At 68.0% G+C, this 20,144-nt stretch carries 20 protein-coding genes and 1 pseudogene; 15 read left to right on the top strand and 6 right to left on the bottom strand.

All coding sequences use genetic code 11. The annotated features are described in order from the left end of the window. Positions 1 to 150 precede the first annotated feature (150 nt). From ACYQ2W_RS15510 to ACYQ2W_RS15525, 4 genes are all read left to right on the top strand, one after another. Positions 151 to 1,491, top strand: coding sequence for a diguanylate cyclase domain-containing protein (locus ACYQ2W_RS15510; RefSeq protein ID WP_459869037.1), 1,341 nt, complete (start codon positions 151 to 153; stop codon positions 1,489 to 1,491). Positions 1,492 to 1,521: 30 nt separating this feature from the next. Next, on the top strand, positions 1,522 to 1,866 hold the full coding sequence (locus ACYQ2W_RS15515; RefSeq protein WP_459869039.1) for a hypothetical protein: 345 nt from the start codon (positions 1,522 to 1,524) through the stop codon (positions 1,864 to 1,866). A gap of 140 nt (positions 1,867 to 2,006) precedes the next feature. Continuing rightward, complete coding sequence (locus ACYQ2W_RS15520; RefSeq protein WP_459869041.1) at positions 2,007 to 3,254, top strand: LamG domain-containing protein; 1,248 nt, start codon at positions 2,007 to 2,009, stop codon at positions 3,252 to 3,254. A gap of 295 nt (positions 3,255 to 3,549) precedes the next feature. Further along, positions 3,550 to 4,506 (top strand): 2-hydroxyacid dehydrogenase, encoded by a 957-nt coding sequence (locus ACYQ2W_RS15525; protein WP_459869043.1) that lies wholly within the window; start codon positions 3,550 to 3,552, stop codon positions 4,504 to 4,506. Between the two features lie 121 nt (positions 4,507 to 4,627). On the opposite strand, the gene ACYQ2W_RS15530 is transcribed toward ACYQ2W_RS15525, so the two are convergent. Together ACYQ2W_RS15530 and ACYQ2W_RS15535 are read right to left on the bottom strand one after the other, a co-directional pair. Beyond that, positions 4,628 to 5,335: a class I SAM-dependent methyltransferase gene (locus ACYQ2W_RS15530; protein WP_459869045.1), complete on the bottom strand. Its 708-nt coding sequence runs from the start codon at positions 5,333 to 5,335 to the stop codon at positions 4,628 to 4,630. 34 nt (positions 5,336 to 5,369) lie between these two features. After that, positions 5,370 to 5,885: a hypothetical protein gene (locus ACYQ2W_RS15535; protein WP_459869047.1), complete on the bottom strand. Its 516-nt coding sequence runs from the start codon at positions 5,883 to 5,885 to the stop codon at positions 5,370 to 5,372. Positions 5,886 to 6,465: 580 nt separating this feature from the next. Here ACYQ2W_RS15535 and ACYQ2W_RS15540 point away from each other — a divergent pair. From ACYQ2W_RS15540 to ACYQ2W_RS15585, 10 genes and pseudogenes are all read left to right on the top strand, one after another. After that, positions 6,466 to 7,689 (top strand): methyl-accepting chemotaxis protein, encoded by a 1,224-nt coding sequence (locus ACYQ2W_RS15540; protein WP_459869049.1) that lies wholly within the window; start codon positions 6,466 to 6,468, stop codon positions 7,687 to 7,689. A 125-nt stretch (positions 7,690 to 7,814) separates the two neighbouring features. Then, positions 7,815 to 8,183: a response regulator gene (locus tag ACYQ2W_RS15545; protein WP_459869051.1), complete on the top strand. Its 369-nt coding sequence runs from the start codon at positions 7,815 to 7,817 to the stop codon at positions 8,181 to 8,183. 26 nt (positions 8,184 to 8,209) lie between these two features. Then, a complete protein-coding gene (locus ACYQ2W_RS15550) occupies positions 8,210 to 8,515 on the top strand; it encodes an STAS domain-containing protein (protein ID WP_459869053.1) in 306 nt (101 codons plus the stop codon). Positions 8,516 to 8,546: 31 nt separating this feature from the next. Next, positions 8,547 to 8,783: pseudogene (locus ACYQ2W_RS15555) on the top strand (Hpt domain-containing protein); the annotation flags it as partial. A gap of 318 nt (positions 8,784 to 9,101) precedes the next feature. Then, on the top strand, positions 9,102 to 10,646 hold the full coding sequence (locus ACYQ2W_RS15560; RefSeq protein ID WP_459869099.1) for a chemotaxis protein CheA: 1,545 nt from the start codon (positions 9,102 to 9,104) through the stop codon (positions 10,644 to 10,646). A 70-nt stretch (positions 10,647 to 10,716) separates the two neighbouring features. Continuing rightward, positions 10,717 to 12,453: a methyl-accepting chemotaxis protein gene (locus tag ACYQ2W_RS15565; RefSeq protein ID WP_459869055.1), complete on the top strand. Its 1,737-nt coding sequence runs from the start codon at positions 10,717 to 10,719 to the stop codon at positions 12,451 to 12,453. 5 nt (positions 12,454 to 12,458) lie between these two features. Beyond that, positions 12,459 to 13,025 carry a chemotaxis protein CheW gene (locus ACYQ2W_RS15570; protein WP_459869057.1) on the top strand — a complete coding sequence of 189 codons (567 nt, stop codon included), beginning with the start codon at positions 12,459 to 12,461 and terminating at the stop codon, positions 13,023 to 13,025. After that, on the top strand, positions 13,022 to 13,570 hold the full coding sequence (locus tag ACYQ2W_RS15575) for a chemotaxis protein CheW (protein ID WP_459869059.1): 549 nt from the start codon (positions 13,022 to 13,024) through the stop codon (positions 13,568 to 13,570). Before ACYQ2W_RS15570 ends, ACYQ2W_RS15575 begins: the two co-directional genes overlap by 4 nt. After that, positions 13,567 to 14,538, top strand: coding sequence for a CheR family methyltransferase (locus tag ACYQ2W_RS15580; protein WP_459869061.1), 972 nt, complete (start codon positions 13,567 to 13,569; stop codon positions 14,536 to 14,538). The genes ACYQ2W_RS15575 and ACYQ2W_RS15580 overlap by 4 nt, the downstream gene beginning before the upstream one ends. A gap of 6 nt (positions 14,539 to 14,544) precedes the next feature. Beyond that, entirely contained in the window at positions 14,545 to 15,648 is a 1,104-nt protein-coding gene (locus tag ACYQ2W_RS15585) for a protein-glutamate methylesterase/protein-glutamine glutaminase (RefSeq protein ID WP_459869062.1), read from the top strand. Between the two features lie 118 nt (positions 15,649 to 15,766). Here the strand turns inward: ACYQ2W_RS15585 and ACYQ2W_RS15590 are convergent, their stop codons facing one another. The 4 genes from ACYQ2W_RS15590 to ACYQ2W_RS15605 form a co-directional block, all read right to left on the bottom strand. Further along, positions 15,767 to 17,392 carry a methyl-accepting chemotaxis protein gene (locus tag ACYQ2W_RS15590; protein WP_459869063.1) on the bottom strand — a complete coding sequence of 542 codons (1,626 nt, stop codon included), beginning with the start codon at positions 17,390 to 17,392 and terminating at the stop codon, positions 15,767 to 15,769. Between the two features lie 78 nt (positions 17,393 to 17,470). Further along, complete coding sequence (locus ACYQ2W_RS15595; RefSeq protein WP_459869065.1) at positions 17,471 to 17,935, bottom strand: cache domain-containing protein; 465 nt, start codon at positions 17,933 to 17,935, stop codon at positions 17,471 to 17,473. A 253-nt stretch (positions 17,936 to 18,188) separates the two neighbouring features. Continuing rightward, complete coding sequence (locus ACYQ2W_RS15600; protein WP_459869067.1) at positions 18,189 to 19,037, bottom strand: GNAT family N-acetyltransferase; 849 nt, start codon at positions 19,035 to 19,037, stop codon at positions 18,189 to 18,191. Positions 19,038 to 19,070: 33 nt separating this feature from the next. Beyond that, complete coding sequence (locus tag ACYQ2W_RS15605; RefSeq protein WP_459869069.1) at positions 19,071 to 19,394, bottom strand: hypothetical protein; 324 nt, start codon at positions 19,392 to 19,394, stop codon at positions 19,071 to 19,073. 257 nt (positions 19,395 to 19,651) lie between these two features. On the opposite strand from ACYQ2W_RS15605, the gene ACYQ2W_RS15610 reads away from it, so the two are divergent. Continuing rightward, complete coding sequence (locus ACYQ2W_RS15610) at positions 19,652 to 20,080, top strand: GNAT family N-acetyltransferase (protein ID WP_459869071.1); 429 nt, start codon at positions 19,652 to 19,654, stop codon at positions 20,078 to 20,080. Positions 20,081 to 20,144: the final 64 nt, after the last annotated feature.

A 20,144-nucleotide genomic window follows, 5' to 3' on the forward strand; every position in this document is an offset into this window, starting at 1 on the left:
TCCCGCGTATCCGATTGATGAGAGATCGCCGGAACACCAGCCACCGCCGCGAGCCGTCGGCCCTCGCCGCACCTTTTTCGGGGAGCCCAGCACCGTGAATTACCGCACCGCGTTGCGGCCGCGCCCAGCAGGCAGCCATCGGAGCGCATCGTGAGCGAGCGCTCCCCCCGCCCACCGCTGGCCGTTGGCTTCGTCACCGTCATCGCCCTGCTGGTGGCGATGGTGGCGTTCGGCCTGTCGCGGATGGCGCAGATCACCGCCAGCCTGGAGAAGGTGGTCAACGAATACAACGTGCAGGGCTCCCTGGCCCTGGAGATGCGGCGCAACTCCCGCGAACGCTCGCTGCTGCTCCACTCCATGGCAATCACCGACGACCCGTTCGAGCGCGACGACCTGTTCCTTGAGCTGCGGCGCCTCGGCGGCCAGTTTCTGGAGGCGCGTGAGCAACTGCTGGCGATGGACCTCAGCGAGCGGGAGCGCACCCTGCTCGACCACCAGCGGGACCTCTCCGCGGTGGCCGGTCCGCTGCAATATCAGGTGATCGACCTGCTCAACGACGAGCGTTTCGACGAGGCCAACCGTCTGCTGCTGCAACAGGCGATCCCCGCCCAGGAGCGGGCACTGCGGGTGATCGACAGCTTCGTCGCCCTCCAGCAGGAGCACAATCGCGAGGCGCTGGAGGTGACCGTCGCCGAGTTCCGGCAGGCCCACCGCTGGATGCTGATTCTCGGCGGACTCACCGTGCTGCTCAGCGCCGTGGTGGCGGCGTACGTGATGCGCAGGGTGGGCCGCATGATGGCGGCGCTCACCACCGCCAATCTCAGGCTCGGTGGCGTCAACGACGAGCTGCAACGGACCCGCGACCTGCTGGAGCAGCGGGTGGCCGAGCGGACCGAGGCGCTGTACCGGGCCAACGAGCAGTTGCGGGAGGAGGTGGAGGAGCGCCGACAGGCGGAGAACCGGCTCGAACGGCTGGCCAACTACGATCCGATCACCGACCTTCCCAACCGCACCCTGTTCACCGAGCACCTGAAGCTGGCCCTCGCCCAGGGGCGGCGGCGCCAACTGCGGGTGGGGCTGCTGCTCGCCGACCTCGACGGCTTCAAGCAGGTCAACGACACCCTCGGCCACGACGCCGGCAACCAGCTGTTGCGGGCTGCGGGGGAACGGCTGCGCCAGCGGCTGCGCGATGAGGACATGGCCGCGCGCATCGGCGACGACGAGTTCACCGTCATCCTCGGCGAGCTGAACGCCACCGCCGACGCCGGCGTGGTGGCACAGAAGGTGGTCGATGCCTTCGCCGCCCCCTTCCACCTGAACGGCCACACCCGCCGCGTCGGCGTCAGCATCGGCATCGCCCTCTACCCCGACGACAGCAGCGACCTCGACACCCTGATCCGCTACGCCGAAGACGCCATGGGCGAGGTCAAGCGGATGGGCCGCAACCACTACCGCTTCCACGGCCCCGCGACGGCCGAGGTCGGCAACTGAAAGCGCTGGCAACCGCGGCGGACTACACCGATGACCTACCTTCCCGACACCCTCGCCGCCTGGGGCAGCCCCCGTTTCGAGACCGTCCTGAAGGCGGAAATCGAAGGACTCGACGCCGCCCACCTACCCCTGCAACAGGGGGTCATCCACGGCAGTTACTACAGTGGCGGCCCGGTGCAGGCGGTGCTGGTATCCGCCGACGAAGACCCCTCCACCCTCCACCTGCGAATCGGGCTCTTCTACACCTCGGTGATCGCCGGCTGCAACTGCGCCGACGATCCCACACCGATGGACGAGTACCGCGAGCACTGCCAGATCGGCGTCGACCTCGACCGGGAGAGCGGACGGGCGACGATCGTCCTGCTCGAGGACTAGCGGCACAACCGCGGGGACCGGCGGAACCGGGCCGACTTACATCTCTTTTATACTGATAACTCCGACCGCCTTACCACGCCACGGCCCCCGACCGGAGCGGGGCAAGCGGATATCACGACCCAAAAGAGGACCTGGAAGTCATGCACAATCCTTCACGCTTGGCGCTGGCCGGCGCCATCGCCGCCCTCCTCGCGACCCCCGCCCACGCCGACCTCAACGACGGCCTGGTCGCCCACTACACCTTCAGCGGCAGCGCCGACGACATCAGCGGCCACGGCAACTTCGGCGCGGTCAGCGGCGCCCAGCTCACCACCGGCCGGGCCGGCGATGCCAACGGCGCCTACGCCTTCTCCGGCGTCGGTGAAAGCATCGAGGTGGCCGACAGCGACTCCCTGGACATCACCGGCGCGATCACCCTCTCCGCCTGGATCAACCCCGCCGAGCAGCGCACCCAATACCTGCTGGTCAAGGGGACCAACGTCAACGGCGACGAGGCGGCGCCCTATGGTCTCTCCACCAGCGCCACCGGCGACGTCATCTTCGCCATCCGTCCCGACGGCGCGCTCAGTCAGACCCGCTCCACCGGCTACGACCTCAACGAGTGGAACCACGTCGTCGGTACCTACGACGGCGCGACCGCCACGCTCTACGTCAACGGCGTCCTCGCCGCCAGCCGCCAGGTCTCCGGCGCACTCTCCGCCACCACCCTGCCGCTGCTCATCGGCACCCGCCTCGGTCTCGCCTCGGACACCGTCAACGGCACCCTTGATGACCTGCGCATCTACAACCGTGCGTTGAGCGCCGACGAGGTGGCCCAGCTCCACGACCTGGGCGGTGCGACCCCCTGCGCGGCCACCGCGGCGGACGTCGACGCGGCCTATGAACAGGGCCGCCTCGCCTGCCTGGAGAACCCCGCCTCCTGCGGCATCGACACCGGCAACGGCGGCAACGTCTCCCTCGCCCTGACCCTGGTGGAGACCGCGCGCCAGGAACAGACTGCCGCCTGTGCCGCCGACCCTGCCTCCTGCGGCATCAGCGTCGGCGGTGGCGACAGCGCCAGCCAGCAGCAGGTGGAAGAGGCGGTGACCGCCGCCGTCGCCGCCTGCGCCGCCGACCCGGCGTCCTGTGGCATCGAGCAGAGCCCCGCCGACGGCGGCACGGAGGATCCCGCCGCCTGCGCGCTCCAGTTCGGTTCCACCCTGGCGGTCAATCGCGGTGGCCCCAACCTCACCGCCACCCTGCACCTGCCCTACGTGGCGCTGGAGGGGAGCGAATTCCACTACTGGGTGGACCTGGAGGCGCAGCCGTTCGACGTCGGCAACCTCCATTTCCGGGTCACCGACTTCGGCTACTACCAGCCGCCGCAGGAGAGCACGCCTGCGGAGTAAGCGAGTGCTCTCCTGATCCGGCTCCGGCCGGGAAACGCAGAGAACGCAAAGACGCAGAGGGCGCAGAGAAGAGAATGAAATACCTCTTCTTCCCCGCGTTCTCTGCGTCTTTGCGTTCTCCGCGTTGAGCAACCGATGCCAAGGAGCCGGGTAGGGGGTGCCGACGATAGGAGGCGCACCCGTCGGAAAGGGCAGTGCGCCTCGTACCTCGGCACACCCTATATCCACCCTCCGCTTTTCCGCGCATGTTCACGCCAGGGTATTCTTGTCTTCGACTTCACCATGGGAATTGAACATGCAGGGCGTCTTTCTCGATCGCGATACCGTGGACCGCGGGGATCTGGATCTCTCCGCGCTGCATCGGGCACTGCCCGTCTGGGCGGACCACCCCAACACCACGCCTCAACAGCTCCATCAGCGGATCGGCAAGGCCGCCGTGATCGTCACCAACAAGGTGGTGATCGATGCCGCCGCGATGGCCGCGGCACCCGCGCTGAAACTGATCTGCATCAGCGCCACCGGCACCAACAACGTCGACCTGGAGGCGGCGGCGCGGCGGGGGATCACGGTGTGCAACGTGGTGCGCTACGCCACGCCATCGGTGGTGCAGCACGTCTTCGCCCTGATCCTGGCCCTGAGTACCCGTCTCGACGACTACCGGCAGGCCGCCCGCGACGGCCGCTGGGCGGCCAGCGGGATGTTCTGCCTGCTCGATTTCCCCATTCGGGAGATCGCCGGCCGTACCCTCGGCATCGTCGGCTACGGGGAGCTGGGCCGCGGCGTGGCGCGGGTGGCGGAGGCGTTCGGCATGAACGTGCGGATCGCCCGGCGTCCCGGCGCCGACGACGACCGCCCCGGTCGCTCGCCGCTGGAGGAGTTGCTCCCGCAGGTGGACGTCCTCACGCTGCACACCCCCCTCACCGCGGAGACCCGCGGCCTGATCGGCACCGCCGAATTGGCGCGGATGAGGCCCGACGCACTGCTGATCAACACGGCCCGTGGCGGCATCGTCGACGAAATGGCGCTCGCCGACGCATTGCGCGCCGGACGCCTGGGCGGCGCCGGCATCGACGTCCTCGCCGAGGAGCCGCCGGGCGCGGAGAGCCCGCTGCTCGCCGCCGACCTCCCCAACCTGATCGTCACCCCTCACACCGCCTGGGCCAGCCGCGACGCACGCCAGCGGCTGATCGACGAGGTGGCCGAAAACATCCGCGCCTACCTCGCCGGTGCCCCCCGCAACGTGGTCGCCTGATTCGGCTTGGGGCTGAAAACGCAGAGAACGCAAAGACGCAGAGGACGCGGAGAAGAGAAGAGTTTATGACTCTTCTTTGCGCTCTCTGCGCCTTTGCGTTCTCTGCGTCGAACGACCGAAGTCAGGACGGACGCCGCAGCAGGTCGACGCGGATGGGGGTGAGGAAGCGGGCGCCGTCGGCGGTGAGGTGCGCCTCGAAGCGGCGTTTCACCTCGGCGTGGAGTTCCGGGGCCAGATCGTGGTCGGTGTGGGTGACGTTGAGGATGCGCTCCTCGAACTGGGCGAAGTCCGCGAAGAGGCTGACCGTCTGGAAGAAGTGCTGGCCGGCCAGCTCCAGGGTTCCGGACTCCACCGCCCGCCGCACCGCCGCAAATGCCGCCTCGCGTACCTCTCGCTCGTCGTGGAAGAGGCGCAGCACCTCGTTGAAGTCGCCGGCGTAGACCGGCTCCGAGATGTAGGCGAAGCCGCCCGGCCGCAGCACGCGTGCGACCTCCGCCATCGCCCGCTCCATCGCCTCCACCGGCACGTGATGGAGGGACTTGAACATCACCACCAGATCGTGGGAAGCGTCCTCCGCGGGGATCGCCTCGGCACCGCCATAGGCGAAGGTGACCGTCGGCAGATCGTCGATCCGCAGGTTCTTCTCGTGTTGGGTCCGGTCCACTTCCAGGGCGGTGATCGCCGACGCGCCGTGCCCGGCCAGCCAGCGGGTCTTGAAGGCGCTGCCGCATCCCAGCTCCAGCACCTGAGCCCCGACCAGCGGCAACACCTCCTCCAGGAACTCCATCTCGTCGATAACGTCACCGGCTTGCGGATCGGCAATCTTCATCGGTTTCACCTCCATTCAAAGGATGTTCCGGCCCTCAGTCCTCCGAAAGGAGCACCGCCTCGGGGTTGGGATAGCGCTCCACCACCCACTTCGGCAGTTTGCCGTTGGCGGCACCGTGCAGGGCGTCCGACTCCAGGATGATCAGGATCAGGATGGTGACCATCGTCGGCAGCAGGCCGACGCCGCCGATGATCGCGAAGACCGCCTCCTTCATCATCCCGCCGAAGGTGTGGCCGAGGAAACCGAGCAGTGAGACGGTGGCGAGCAGGCCGAGCATCGAGACGAAAATCAGACTGCGTCGCAGGCCGATCTGCCAGTGGCACTTGACGTACCACGGGTCGACCGCGCGGGAGCGGAAGCCGCGCCAGATGGAGTAGCCGAGGATGCAGACCGATATCACCGGCACCGACATCACCGGCCAGATCCAGCTGGTGGCCATACCGAGGGTGGAAACGAAGATCAGGATGTGGTTGGCGATCAGGTTGATCAGGAAAAGGTCGTGGGGCAGTTTGGCGGCCTTCTTCTGGTCATCGCTCACTTCGAACTGCATGGAGGTCTCTCGGAAGGGGCATGGGAAGCCGGGAGGCCATTGTAGCAGAAGCGTAAACAAAGCAAGTGCACTCGATGTCGTCGCAATAGGGGTCATTTCACGGTCGTTCGCGTCATTTCACCCATTGGCCTCCGGGTGGCGGGGCGCCCACGCTCGCCTGCGGTTGCGTTTGCCTTCCGGTCGGGCGGATCGGGACGACAGGAATCGGTCTCCTTTGTAGTATGCTCCCCGGAAAATCGCTTTCCCGCCACGGAAATGTAAGAGAACTCCTACTTTATTGTAGGCATTCGTGATCGACGGCGTGGCGCAGAGGGCAAGCGGGTGTAAAATCCCATTGCTTGGCCATTAACATTCTGATTTATATGGCAATACAAAAATAAGTGCATGTACGTATATCGCGGTGATAGATCAGAATTTTCTTACTTTTTTGTAAGAAAACGGCGCGATTGTATCGTTATCGATTAATTGCTATCGTCACCTCCCGGTTTTTTTTGCGTCGTTATTACCCTTCCCCGCGGTCGGCAGCTCCAAACCATCCCATTGGTCGCACGATCGCCGGGGCGGAACCCCCCATGACCCTATGAACGAGTTGACTTCCAGCACCGCCACCCTGGCACGCCTCCTTCCCATGGCCATCGGCGTGACCGGGGGCGCGGGAATCCTCGGCGTGGGCGGCCTCGCGCCGCTGCCGATCACCATCGCCGCCATCACCGTGGTGGCGGGGGCGGGGGCCGGAGAGTGGCTGCGCCGCGCCCATCTGCGGCTGATCGAGGCCGACGAGGCGGCCCGCGAGGCGCGCCAGGCGGAGCGGGATGCCAACCCCTCCTGGTTGGGGCTGGCCCAGGTGTGCGACAAGGCGCTGCCGATCTGGTCGCGCCATATCGAGACCTCGCGCGGCCAGACCGAAGAGGGGGTGACCTCGCTCGCCATCCGCTTCGGCGCCATCGAGGAGCGCCTGGAGGCGACGCTCTCCACCGCCCAGCAGGGTAGCGAGGAGACCGGTATGGCGGCGATGCTCGCCGCGGTGGCCACCTTCAACACGAGTAAGGAGGAGCTGCGCCGGGAGTTGACCACGGTGATCGGCGACATGCGCTCCGCCCTCTCCGCCAAGGAACAACTGATCGACCACATGCGCAAGCTGGCCGGCTACACCGGCGAGCTGACCCAGATGGCCGACGATGTCGCCGGGATCGCCGGTCAGACCGACCTGCTGGCGCTCAACGCCGCCATCGAGGCGGCCCGCGCCGGCGAGGCGGGGCGCGGCTTCGCGGTGGTCGCCGACGAGGTGCGCAAGCTCTCCGCCCGCTCCGGCGAGAGCGGCGGGCGGATCCGCAAGCGGGTGGAGGAGATCAACCGTGCCATCACCGCCACCATGGAGGTGGCGGAGCGGGCCGGGGAGGAGGACGAGCGGGCGGTGGGCGAGTCCGAGACCCTGCTCAACGACGCCCTCCAGCGCTACCAGGAAGTGGCCGATCGGCTCACCCACTCCGCCGACCTCCTCCAGCAGGAGGGTTCCACCATGAAGGGGGAGATCTCCGACATCCTGGTGGCGCTGCAATTCCAGGACCGGGTGAGCCAGATCCTCGGCAGCCTGATCCAGGATCTGGAGCGCCTCCACGGCCAGGTGGGGGAGGTGCTCAGCGGCACCCCGGGGGCCACCCTCGACGCCGAACGCTGGCTGGCCGACATGCACCTCGGCTACACCACCGAGGAGCAGCGCCGTAACCACCACGGGGCGGCGGCCGGAGCAAGAGCTCCCGCTGCCCCCGCGGCGGCGGCCGATGACGAGATCACCTTCTTCTGATCCCCCGCCGCCGCGGCGAGGGGCTCGCTTCAACGAGGCTTCGCGGGGTTCTCCCGCGCGCCCCGGACGACGGAAACGCGGCGCCGCCCAGCCGCCGAGTATTGCTGTGTAGAGGTAGTTCAACGATGGCCAAGACGATCTTGATAGTGGATGACTCCGCCTCGCTGCGCCAAGCGGTGAGCATCGCGCTCAAGCGCGAGGGCTACGAAGTGATGGAGGCTTGCGACGGCAAGGATGGCCTGTCGAAACTCACCGGTCAGAAGGTCCACCTGATCATCAGCGACGTCAACATGCCCAACATGGACGGTCTCACCATGGTCTCGCAGATCAAGCAGATGCCGGCCTACAAGTTCACCCCGGTGATCATGCTGACCACCGAAGCGGGCGAGGAGATGAAGGCCAAGGGCAAGGCCGCCGGCGCCAAGGCGTGGGTGGTCAAGCCGTTCAAGCCGGAGCAGATGATCACCGCGGTGAGCAAGCTGGTGGCCGCCTGAGTCAGGCGCGGGCGATCGGAACCCCAATGGAACTGCAACTGGACAAGTCGGCTGAACCCTGGGTGCTGCGGCCGGAGGGGGAGCTGACCATCTTCGCCGCTGCCGAGCTGAAGCAGCCGCTGCTCGACGCCCTGAATGGTGCGCCGGGGCTTACCCTCGACCTCTCCGCGGTGGAGGAGCTGGACACCGCCGGTCTCCAGCTGCTGCTGCTGCTGGCGCGGGAGGCGCGCGCCGCCGGCACCCCGTTCACCCTCGGTCCGCTCAGCGCGGCGAGCGAGGAGGCGCTGGCCCTGGCCGGCGCCCGTCTCTGGCTGGAGGGCGACGCGGCATGAGCATGGACCCGGCCCTGCAGACGAGTGCCAGGACCTCCTCCAGGAGATCGAGGACGGTTTGCTGGTGCTCGAAGAGCAACCCGACGATACCGAGACCCTCAACGCCCTGTTCCGCGCCGCCCACACCATCAAGGGCTCCGCCGGCATTTTCGGCCTCGACGCCATCACCTCGTTCACCCACCGGGTGGAGAATCTGCTCTCCCGCCTGCGTGACGGCGAGCTCACCCTCGACGGCGAGATGGCCGGCCTGCTCCTCACCTGCCGCGACCATATCCGTGCCCTGGTCACCCGGCTGGTGGAAGAGAGCGGCGAGGTGGATGCCGCGATGGCGGCCGAAGGGGAGAAACTGACCCGGCAGCTCGGCGTCTATCTCGGTGAGGCACCGGCCGCCGCCGCTCCTGCCGTGGCCGCGCCGGCGACTGCCGAGGCCGGTCCCACCACCGGGGTGTGGCACATCTCCCTGCGCTTCGATGGCGACGTGCTGCGCATGGGCATGGACCCCCTCTCCTTCCTCCGCTACCTGCGCAAGCTGGGCGAGATCGTCGGCGTGGCAATGGTCGCCGACCGCCTGCCCGCCGCCGCGGAGATGGATCCGGAGAGCTGCTATCTGGGTTTCGAGGTGCAGTTGGAGGGCGAGACCGACCAGGCGGCCATCGAGGACGCCTTCGAGTTCGTCCGCGACGACTGCCAACTGCGCATCCTCCCCCCCGGCGCCCCGCGGGCGGCGTGGCAAGCCTTGATCGAGGCGCTGCCGGAGGGTGCCGAGCGGGCCGCCGAGCTGGTGGCTGAGGCCGGCGCCGGGATTCCCGCGGAGGAGGCGCCCACGCCCGCTGCACCTCCGGCGGCGGGGGCTGCGCCGACCGCTCCCCAACCCGCCGCCTCGCCCGCCGCGGCAAAGCCCGCCGAAAAGCCCGCCGACAAGGGGGCGGCCAAAGGCGGTGGCGGCTCGGGCGGCGGCACCCTGCGGGTGGATGCCGGCCGCCTCGACCAGCTGATCAACCTGGTGGGCGAGCTGGTAATCGCGGTGGCCGGCACCGACGTGCTGGCCCGGCTCAACGGCGACGAGGGGCTGCGCGAGTCGGCCGAGGGGATGTCGCGGCTGGTGGAGGAGATCCGCGACACCTCCCTGCGCCTGCGCATGGTGCCCATCGGTGAGACCTTCCGCCGCTTCCAGCGGGTGGTACGCGACGGCGCCCGCGATCTGGGCAAACAGATCGAGCTGGTCACCTACGGCGCCGACACCGAACTCGACAAGGTGGTCTCCGAGCGCATCTCCGACCCGCTGATGCACCTGGTACGCAACGCCATGGACCACGGCCTGGAGACCCCCGAGGTGCGGCTGGCCGCCGGCAAGCCGGCGGCCGGCACCATCCAGTTGGAGGCCTACTACGACTCCGGCAGCATCGTGATCGAGATCAACGACGACGGAGCCGGCCTCAACGCCGAACGGATCGCCGCCAAGGCGGTGGAACGCGGACTGATCGAGGCGGGACAGACGCTGACCGACGCGGAGATCCATCGGCTGATCTTCGAGGCCGGCTTCTCCACCGCCGAGCAGGTGAGCAACCTCTCCGGCCGCGGCGTCGGCATGGACGTGGTGCGCCGCAACATCGAGGCGCTGCGCGGCACCGTCGACGTGGAGAGCACCCCCGGCGAGGGCTCCACCTTCCGCATCCGCTTGCCGCTCACCCTGTCGATCATCGACGGCTTCCTGTTGAAAGTGGGCGAGACCTCCTACGTGATCCCGCTGGAGATGCTGGTCGAGTGCATCGAGGTGGGCGACGAGGAGTGCCGCATTACGGACGCCCACGACTACCTGGACCTGCGCGGCGAGGTGCTGCCGTTCCTGCGCATGGGCGAGGTGTTCGCCGCCGACGGCTCGGGCAGGGGGCGCGAGAACATCGTGGTGGTGCAGTACGGCGAGACCAAGGCAGGGCTGGTGGTCGATGAGCTGATGGGTGAGACCCAGGCGGTGATCAAGCCCCTCGGCGCCCTCTTCCAGCGGCTGCGCGGGATCAGCGGCGCCACCATTCTCGGCAGCGGCGAGGTGGCGCTGATCCTCGACGTGCCGGGGCTGGTCCAGCGCGCCATGGACGCCGGCATCGGCGGCGAGCAGCAACGAATCCACTGATGGGCGACCCGGATCGCCCTTTGGTTTACGGAAATTCATCAACAAATCGCGGGATGGGGAGTCAGCCATCATGAACGACACCACGCAACAGGGCCGGCCGGCGGACGGCGGCCAGGCGCAGAAGAAAAAGAAGGGGATGGGCCTCGGCGGCAAGTTGATGCTGTCGATGATCGCCACCCTGCTGGTGCTCTTCGTCGGCGCCGCGGTGGTGCTGCTGGGACAGCAGGAGAGCTCCTTCGACAAGCTCCTCAGCGCCTCCGACAACGTCGCCCAGCAGATGTTCCAGGACCAGACCAGCGAGGCCAAGGAGTCCACCGTGCTCAAGGCGCAGCGCATGGCCACCCTGCTCGCCGCCATCGCCCCGGAGGCGATCGCCGGCTTCGAGTTCTCGGCGCTGGCCCAGTACGCCGACGTGGCGAGCCAGGACCCGGACATCACCGCGGTGGTCTTCCTCAGCGTCGACGGTGATGCGCTGGCCACCATGGGCGATGTCGATACGGTGCCCGCCGACCACTGGGAGGAGGTCGGCATCGCCGCCGACGAGGTGGAGTACGGCAAGGTGCGGGTGGGCTACAACGAAACCCGTACCCAGGAGTACCTGAAGAAGGCCAAGGGGGTCTACAACCAACGTACCGAGGGGATCCGCAAGGCCCGCGACGCGGCGCTCAGCGAGGCGGCGATGCAGATGAGCCTGATGCTCGCCGGCATCGCCTTCATCCTCATCGTGGTGGTGGCGGTGATCATCAGCCGCTCGGTGAGCCGCCCGCTGCGCGACGCGGTGCGGGTGGCCGACCGCCTCGCCGAGGGCGACCTCCAGGTGGAGGTGCGCGCCCGCAGCGGCGACGAGGTGGGCCAGTTGCTCAACGCCATGGGGCTGATGGTCGAGCAGCTTTCGCGGGTGATCGGCCGGGTGCGCAACAACGCCGACGCAATGGCCAACGCTTCCGATCAGATCAACGTCACCTCCCAGTCCCTCAGCCAGGGCTCCAGCCAGCTCGCCGCCAGCGTCGAGGAGACCAGCTCGACGGTCGAGCAGATGAACGCCTCGGTCAACCAGAACGCCGAGAACGCCAAGGCCACCGAGGGCATCGCCAACGAGGCGGCCAGCCAGGCGGCCGAGGGCGGCGAGGCGGTGAGCGAGACGGTCGACGCGATGAAGCGCATCGCCGAGCGGGTCGGGATCATCGAGGACATCGCCTACAAGACCAACCTGCTGGCGCTCAACGCCGCCATCGAAGCGGCCCGCGCCGGTGATCACGGCAAGGGCTTCGCGGTGGTCGCCGCCGAGGTGGGCAAGCTGGCCGAACGCAGCCAGGTGGCCGCCCAGGAGATCGGCACCCTGGCCGGCAACAGCGTCGAGGTGGCCGAACGCGCCGGCACCCTGCTGGAGAAGATCGTCCCCGGCATCCGCAAGACCTCCGACCTGGTGCAGGAGATCGCCGCCGCCAGCCAGGAGCAGGCCGAGGGGGTGAGCCAGGTGAATACCGCCATGGGTCAGCTCGACAAGGTAAGCCAGCAGGCCGCCGCCTCTTCCGAGGAGCTGGCCGCCACCGCGGAGGAGATGAGCGGCCAGGCCCGCACCCTGCAGCGCACCGTGGCCTTCTTCAAGCTGAAGGAGGAAGGCGAAGGTGGCGGCTCCAAGCTGGCCCACGCCGCCGACGACGAGAAGGAGCCGACCCCCGAACTGCTGGCCAGCGACCGCCATCGCCAGGGCGGCGAGGGGCGCCAGGGGCTGCGCCACCTCGCCCATGGCGACGAGCGCGGCGGCCGACCGCCGGTGGATGAGCGGGAGTTCGAGGAGTTCTGAGCGCCATGGCCTCACCACGCCGTACCCGGCGCGGCCGTAGCACCGCGCGTGAGGAGGAGGGCGCCCGCGCCCAGTACCTCACCTTCGCCCTCGGCAAGGAGACCTTCGGGGTGGAGATCGCGCGGGTGCGCGAGATCCTCGAATACGAGCCGCCCACCGAGATCCCGATGGTCCCCGCCTACATCCGCGGGGTGATCAACCTGCGCGGCACCGCGGTACCGGTGCTCGACCTGGCGCGGCGGATGGGCCGCGGCGAGGGGCGGATCAGCCGGCGCAGTTGCATCGTCATCGTCGAAGTCGGCGGCAGCTCCAACGAGCGGCCGGGGGTGGCGATCGGGGTGATGGTGGACGGCGTCCAACGGGTGCTGGAGATCCCCGCCGACCAGATCGAGCCCCGCCCGGAGCTGGGTGGCGACATCCACTCCGATTTCATTCATGGCATGGCCCGTCGGGAGGGTGGTTTCCTGGTGCTGCTGAACATCGACTACGTCTTCTCCAGCGCCGACATCCGGCTGCTCGACGGCCTTGGCGACGAGTCGGCGCCGACGATGGCGGAGGGCGCGCTACCATGACCACATCGGCAATGGCACTTCCCGGCGAGGACGAGCGCGAGGCCACCCAGTACCTCACCTTCGTGGTCGCGGGAGAGACCTTCGGCATGGCCATCGCCTCGATCCACGAAATCATCGATTTCGGCGATCTCACCCGCGTCCCGCTGGTTCCGGACTATATTCGTGGGGTCATCAATCTTCGTGGCAACGTGGTGCCGGTGATCGACCTGAGCGCGCGGCTCGGGCGCGGGCCCACGGTGCGGGGGAAACGGACCTCCATGGTTATCGTCGAGCTGCCCCAGGCGGATCAGGCCAACCTCACCCTCGGGGTGATGGTCGACGTGGTCAACGAGGTGATCGAGATCGAGGAGGCGGAGATCGAGCCGCCGCCGCCCTTCGGCACCCCCGTGCGTCCCGATTTCATCGACGGCATGGCACGTCGGGAGGAGGGGTTCATGATCCTCCTCGACCCCGAGCGGGTGTTCGCGGTGGAGGAGCTGTCGATCCTGGAGGGGATGCCCGCGCGCCGGGTTCCGGCAAGGGACGGGGAGGGGGCTACCCCATGATCGCACTGCCGTTCCTCAATATCGGCAGGACGGGAGAGTCGGTCGAGCCGCCCGCCGCCCCGCTGGCGGCTCCGCCCACCCGCCGCAGCGCACAGAGCACCCTCAAGGTCGCCCGCCCGCTCCCCGGCAGTGGGCCGACGGTGGCTCAACCCGGTTCGATCCCGGCAATGTCCGACGACGACTTCCAGGTGATCCAGGGGCTGTTTCAGGTGATCTCGGGGATCCGCCTGCCGCTGGAGAAGAAGCCGATGGTCGCCGGGCGGCTGGCCAAGCGGCTGCGTCACCATGGCCTTGCCGACTTCACCGAATACGCGGCGATGGTCACCGACGCCCATCACGAGGCGGAACTGCAGCGGATGGTCGACCTGCTGACCACCCACGAGACCTACTTCTTCCGTGAGCCCAAGCACTTCGACCTGCTGCGCGAGGAGATCCTGCCGCAGTGGCCCGCCGACCGCCCCTGCCGGGTGTGGAGCGCCGCCTGCTCCACCGGCGAGGAGTCCTACAGCCTCGCCATGGTGCTCGCCGACACCCTCGGCGAGCGCGCGTGGGAGGTGCTCGGCAGTGACATCTCGATCCAGACCGTGGCCACCGCCGAGACCGGCCTCTACTCGCTGGACCGTACCGACAACATCCCCGAGGAGTACCTGCGCCGTTACTGCCGGCGGGGGGTGCGCTCCTACAGCGGCACCCTGCTGGTCAACAACGACCTGCGCGAACGCACCCGCTTCATGCAGCTCAACCTCACCGACGACCTGCCCGAGCTGGGCGAATTCGACATCATCTTCCTGCGCAACGTACTGATCTATTTCGATCAGGCGACCAAGCGCCAGATCGTTGAACAACTGCTCAAGCGACTGCGCCCCGGTGGCTGGATCTTCGTCGGCCACGCCGAGAGCCTGCACACCGTCACCGACCACCCCTTCGCCGAGCGCCCCGCGCCGGCGGTCTATCGCAAAAAGGGGTAGTCGCGCTTGGAGAAGGTGAAAGTCCTGGTGGTGGACGACTCCGCCGTGGTCCGCCAAGTCGCCTCGGAGATCCTCAAGTCCGATCCGGGTATCGAGTTTCTCGGTGCCGCCCCCGATCCGATCTTCGCCCTCCAGCGGATGGAGCGGTGTTGGCCCGACGTGATCGTCCTCGACATCGAGATGCCGCGGATGGACGGTCTCACCTTCCTCAAGAAGCTGATGGTCGAGCACCCCACCCCGGTGGTGATCTGCTCGACCCTCACCGAGAGCGGCGCCGAGTCGACCATGGAGGCGCTGGCCAGCGGCGCGGTGGACATCATCACCAAACCGAAGATGGGCCTGAAGGGGTTCCTGGAGGAGTCCGCCGCGCGGCTGCTGCACGCGGTCAAGGCGGCGGCCCGTGCCGACCTGAGGAAGGTGGGCGGGGGCGGACGCCAACCCGTCCCCACCCGCGCGGCTCCCAAGCCGGGGCTCAAGGTGGCCCCCAAGCTGAGTGCCGACGTAATCCTCCCTGCCGGTGACGGTCGGGCGATGGTCGAGACCACCGAGCGGGTGGTGGCGATCGGCACCTCCACCGGCGGTACCCAGGCCCTCGAGGTGGTGCTCACCGCGCTGCCCCGGGTGAGCCCCGGCATCGTGGTGGTCCAGCACATGCCGGAGAAGTTCACCGCCGCCTTCTCCGCCCGCCTCGATCGCCTCTGCCAGGTTGAGGTGAAGGAGGCGGAGGACGGCGACCGGGTGCGTGCCGGCCGCGTGCTGATCGCCCCCGGTGGCCGTCACATGCTGCTCCAGCGGCGCGGCGCCCAGTACTTCGTCGAGGTGCGCGACGGCCCCCTGGTGAGCCGCCACCGCCCCTCGGTGGACGTGTTGTTCCGCTCCGCGGCCAAGTGTGCCGGGCGCAACGCGGTGGGCATCATCATGACCGGGATGGGCGACGACGGCGCCAACGGGCTACTGGAGATGCGCAAGGCCGGCGCCCACACCATCGCCCAGGACGAGGCGAGCTGTCTGGTCTACGGCATGCCCAAGGAGGCGGTAGCCCGCGGTGCAGCGGTGGAGAGCATCGCCCTGGAGGCGATCCCGGCGGCGATCCAGCGCTACGCCGGCTGACTGCGCGGCGACACCTGCGGCGCGGGGGGGCGACATCGTTCGACGCCGCTTGTTCCGCTGCCGCCGCCCGCCGCGCGGAGAGGTCCTCGCCGACACCTCCGCCGCCGGCAGCGGCCGGTCACACCCGGAACTGGCTCACCCGTTGTTCCAACTGCTCGGCCCGGCGGCGCAACTCGGCCACCGTCCCGATCATCCGCGCGGCGGTGGCCGAGGCCTGATCGAGGCCACTGGAGATGCTATGCAGGTCCTGATTGGCCTTCGCCACCTCGTCGGCCTGCTGTTGCACCCGCCCGACCACGGTGTCGCCGGTCTGGCGGATCTCGCAGAAGGTGGTGTCGATCCGCTCAAACGAGCGACCCACCCCGTTGATTCGCTCGACCCCCTCCTCGATCCCGCCGCGGGTCTCCTCGATGTCGCCGCTGATGTGGTCGATCTCGCGGGTCAACTTGCCGATGATGCCGTCGATCTCCTCGGTGGACTCGCGGGTCTTCTCCGCCAGCTTGCGCACCTCGTCGGCGACCACCGCGAAGCCGCGCCCCGACTCGCCGGCCCGCGCCGCCTCGATCGAGGCGTTGAGCGCCAGCAGATTGGTCTGGTCGGCGATGTCGTTGATCGCCACCACGATCTGGCGGATCTCGCCGGAGGAGCGGGCGAGTGCCGAGAAGGTCTCCAGCAGCAGCCCGTTGCGCCGGCGAATCTCCTCCATCCCGCGGATGTTGCCGGCCAGCTCGCCGCGCCCCTCCTCCACCAGGGTGGTGGCCAGATGAATTCGCTCCATGTTCTCCGCAACCACGCCGAAGATCTCCACCGAGGCGGCGTCGATGCGCTCCACCACCCGCGAGATGTTGGCCACCGATTCGGCCTGATAGCGACTCACCTCCGACATCTGGTTGGAGGCGGTGGCCAGGTCGGCGGTATCCGCGGCCACCTCGCCGGCGCTGGCGCGCACCGCGCCGACGATCTCCTGGAGCTTCTCCATCATGCGGTTGAAGTGGTGGGCCAACTCACCGAACTCGTCCTTCCCCTGCTCCCGCAGCCGGGCGGTGAGATCGCCGGCGCCGGCGGCGATCTCACGCAGCATGCCGACGGTGTTGCCCAGATGGCCGGCGATCTGTGCGGTGAGGGCCACGGAGATGCCGAACGCCACCACCGCCACCGCCACCGCCAGCCCGATCAGCACCAGCGTGCGGTTGCGCGCCTCACCGGCGGAGGCCTCGTAGACCTGGCGGGTGTCGCCGCTCTGGGCGGCGATCAGCCCCTCCACCCGGGTGCGGATACGCCGGTAGGGCGCGTTGGCCTCGCGGTACTTCTCGAAGGAGCTGTAGGAGTCGCCGGCGACGGCAAAACCGACGATCTCCTCGAACCGCTTGAGGTAGTCGCGGGCATCGTCGCGCAGTGGCTGGAGCAGCTCCGCGCCGCCGTTCACCTGACCGGCGGAAATCGCCGTGGTGAGCCGCTCCAGCGCGCCGTTGAAGCGCTTCATCCCGTCGCCGGCAACACCGCGGATGCGCGCCTCGTCGGCACCGAACATCGCCAGGCTGCCCAGCTCCATCAACGCCATGTGGGCCTCGCCCATATCCGCCGAGAGGGCCGCCAGACTCTCCATCACCAGCACCTTGTCCTGGTAGATGTGGTCCATCGCCGCGGTGCTCCGCGACGCCCCGGAGACCGACAGCCAGGCCAGGGCGGCGATGCCGACGATCGGCAACAGGGAGAGGATCAGCAGCTTGGTGCGAATACGCATAACGGGATACCGGATAAACGAGTAAGGCGGGGCAATCCATTGCCCCGCCGGGAATCAGGCGATCGTCTGGATGGGGGATCAGTTCGCGTACATGCCACAGGCCACCACGTACTGCTTGCCGCCGTGCTCGGCAAGCTTGCTGAAGACCTTCTTCTTGTGCAGCCCGGAGACACCCGGCTTCTGGTAGACATAGTCGACCCAGCCGCCGCCGTTGAGGGCGTTCTCCACGATCATGTCGCGGAACTTCTTGCCTTTGGCGTCGGGCTTGCCCTTGTAGGAGCGCCCCACCAGGGTGGGTTTCACCGGATGGGCGAGCATGACCACGTTGGTGTCGTAGACGAAGACGTAGAGCTCCCCCTGGTCGAATTCCCCGTTGGGGGTGCCGATGGTGGCAAGCGCCGGATCGCCCTCCTCGTTGAGCAACGCCACGGCGCGGTCGACCATGGCGAAGACCTGCTCTTCGGTGATCGCATCGGCACGGACGGTGGCGGCGGTGAGCAGCAGCAGGGCGGTAATCAGGGAAAGGGCGAGACTGCGCAACATTCGGTGGATCTCCTTCTGTAAATAAATCGATTATATAAGCATAACAATATTGCGTATATTACGAAATGATAATGCGTTGGCGTCGCTTTGCCAATCGATAGGTTGATGATAACCGGCCATCCTCCATTTGGGGCCCGCGAAGCTGTCCCATGATCGCCAACACGAAAGGCAGGAAGGCAGGAAATGGATATTCCCCCTTCGTGCCAATAAAAAAACGGTTGTCCGGAGCCCCCCCCGGATGGCTGCACGGCGGTCAACCGATCTCGAAGGAGGCCACCCCGAAGATCCGGTCCACCGGCAGCGCCGGTGCCGGCCCGCGGTACATCCGCGCGGTCTCGAACACCACCTCCATGGCGTGCCCCCGGGCCAGGGCCACCGCCGCCGGATTGGCCTCCGGCACGTCGAGGAAGAAGGTCTCCCCTGCCGGGATCCGCGCCGTCAACGCCGCCAGCAGCCGTTCCGCCTGCCCCGCTTCGTTGACGTACAGCGGCCCCACCTTCCACCCGTCGAGACAGCGGCGGATCACCCCGTAGCCCACCAGTCCGTCCTCGAGCAGTCCCAGCGCGGCACTCTCCGGTTGGCCAATCCAGGCGCGGAGGAACTCCGCGCGCTCCGCCGGGAAAAAGGGCTGCTCGAACGCTGCAACCTCGTCGAATGGCAGCGAGCACAATTCCACCACCCCCGGATCGGCTGCCGACGCGCCCCCCGCACGGCCCTGATAACGGACGTTGCGGTAGGCCAGGCCGAACCCCGACTTGCGGTAGTTCGCCTGCTGCGCCACCACCCCGTCGAGGCCGACCACCCGCCCCTCCAGCCGCGCCATCGCCGCCTGCCAGATGGCCCAGCCGTAACCGTTGCCCCGCAGATCCGGACGAACGATGTAGAAGCCGAGGAAACCGAAGGCGTCACCGTAGCGCACCGCCGAAATGGTGGCGGCCGGCGCGCCGTCGAGCCGGCCGACCAGGAAGCCCTCCGGATCGGCGGCGTGGTAGCAGGCGGCGTCGTTCACCCCGGGATTCCACCCCTCCTCGGCGGCCCAGGCAACGGCCAGATCCACCTCCTCACGGGTGGCGGTATGGATGACGTAATGTTGGTCGTGCACGGACGACCCTCCCTGCTCGACGGTACCGGTGGGTCAATCTTCGGCGGTGTAGGTGCCCAACTCGCAGAGATCGACGTCGCGATCCTCGATGTGGGTGTCATCGGCGAAGGTGATGAGGAGATCGTAGCGGCAGGTCCGCGCACCGTCGGCGATCACCACGTCCATTTCGTTGCCGGCCGGCAGGACGTAGCCGGCGATCAGGTTCTCCTCCCAGCTGTCGGTGTGGACGGTGGAGACCTGCAGGGCGACGATCTCGGTGCTGGTCTGGTTGCGCAGCTGGAACTGAAGGTCCTCCGCCCGGGCCGCGGTGGCGCTCAGCAGGGCGGCGGCGAAGAGCAGCGATGCGATGGTTTTCATGGGGTATTCTCGTTGTGAATGGAGTGGCGGCGCGACGAACCTTTCCGGGCGTGCGGGCGCCTTGGCTAAGTTAGCAGAATTTTGTTCGAGCGTTGGTCAGCGTGGGGCGGAGATAGGGCGCCCCGGGAGGAACGTGGTGCACTGGATGCCGCGATATGCTCCTAGCGTACTTCGATAACGAACCATCCGGGCTTGCGACGGGTGGCGGAGTTCCCCGCCGGTCCCCGCACAGAAACGGCACGAGGAGAGACGAGGTAATGAAGATCGACTTCACCGAACGACTTGCAGAGGACGAATGGCCCCGCTTGGCAGCGGTCTACCAACGGACGCCCCTCGGCGCCCGTGATCCGCAGCGATTGCGGGAGGTCTTCGAGAACAGCCGTCAGCGCCGTTTCCTCTATCTGGACGGGCAGCTGTGCGGTGCCGCCCGCGCCCTTTCCGACGGCTTCGACTGCGCGGTGGTGTGCGACGTGGTGGTCGCGCCGGAGCACCAGGGAGGGGGTTACGGCCGAAAGCTGGTGGAGGCCCTGCTCGAACCGCTGCGCAGCCATCGCAAGGTGATCCTCTACGCCGTCCCCGGGCAACAGGGCTTCTACCGCACCCTCGGCTTCCGCCCGATGACCACCGCGATGGCGATCTTCGGCGATCCCGGGCAGGCGGAGAGCTGGGGATTGATCGCGCCATAGGGCGCCCCGCGGGCGCCGTGCGGAACGAAACCGCCGTGCCCACCGAGCGGCCACGGCGCCTGCG

This window comes from Endothiovibrio diazotrophicus (assembly GCF_054657215.1).

Bases quoted from the DNA above. Each gene is read 5' to 3' on its own strand.
- ACYQ2W_RS15540 (WP_459869049.1), top strand. From the start codon at position 6,466: ATGAACGAGTTGACTTCCAGCACCGCCACCCTGGCACGCCTCCTTCCC.
- ACYQ2W_RS15565 (WP_459869055.1), top strand. From the start codon at position 10,717: ATGAACGACACCACGCAACAGGGCCGGCCGGCGGACGGCGGCCAGGCG.
- ACYQ2W_RS15560 (WP_459869099.1), top strand. From the start codon at position 9,102: ATGGATCCGGAGAGCTGCTATCTGGGTTTCGAGGTGCAGTTGGAGGGC.
- ACYQ2W_RS15535 (WP_459869047.1), bottom strand. From the start codon at position 5,885: ATGCAGTTCGAAGTGAGCGATGACCAGAAGAAGGCCGCCAAACTGCCC.
- ACYQ2W_RS15550 (WP_459869053.1), top strand. From the start codon at position 8,210: ATGGAACTGCAACTGGACAAGTCGGCTGAACCCTGGGTGCTGCGGCCG.
- ACYQ2W_RS15545 (WP_459869051.1), top strand. From the start codon at position 7,815: ATGGCCAAGACGATCTTGATAGTGGATGACTCCGCCTCGCTGCGCCAA.
- ACYQ2W_RS15525 (WP_459869043.1), top strand. From the start codon at position 3,550: ATGCAGGGCGTCTTTCTCGATCGCGATACCGTGGACCGCGGGGATCTG.
- ACYQ2W_RS15570 (WP_459869057.1), top strand. From the start codon at position 12,459: ATGGCCTCACCACGCCGTACCCGGCGCGGCCGTAGCACCGCGCGTGAG.
- ACYQ2W_RS15580 (WP_459869061.1), top strand. From the start codon at position 13,567: ATGATCGCACTGCCGTTCCTCAATATCGGCAGGACGGGAGAGTCGGTC.
- ACYQ2W_RS15605 (WP_459869069.1), bottom strand. From the start codon at position 19,394: ATGAAAACCATCGCATCGCTGCTCTTCGCCGCCGCCCTGCTGAGCGCC.
- ACYQ2W_RS15575 (WP_459869059.1), top strand. From the start codon at position 13,022: ATGACCACATCGGCAATGGCACTTCCCGGCGAGGACGAGCGCGAGGCC.
- ACYQ2W_RS15590 (WP_459869063.1), bottom strand. From the start codon at position 17,392: ATGCGTATTCGCACCAAGCTGCTGATCCTCTCCCTGTTGCCGATCGTC.
- ACYQ2W_RS15595 (WP_459869065.1), bottom strand. From the start codon at position 17,935: ATGTTGCGCAGTCTCGCCCTTTCCCTGATTACCGCCCTGCTGCTGCTC.
- ACYQ2W_RS15515 (WP_459869039.1), top strand. From the start codon at position 1,522: ATGACCTACCTTCCCGACACCCTCGCCGCCTGGGGCAGCCCCCGTTTC.
- ACYQ2W_RS15520 (WP_459869041.1), top strand. From the start codon at position 2,007: ATGCACAATCCTTCACGCTTGGCGCTGGCCGGCGCCATCGCCGCCCTC.
- ACYQ2W_RS15530 (WP_459869045.1), bottom strand. From the start codon at position 5,335: ATGAAGATTGCCGATCCGCAAGCCGGTGACGTTATCGACGAGATGGAG.
- ACYQ2W_RS15610 (WP_459869071.1), top strand. From the start codon at position 19,652: ATGAAGATCGACTTCACCGAACGACTTGCAGAGGACGAATGGCCCCGC.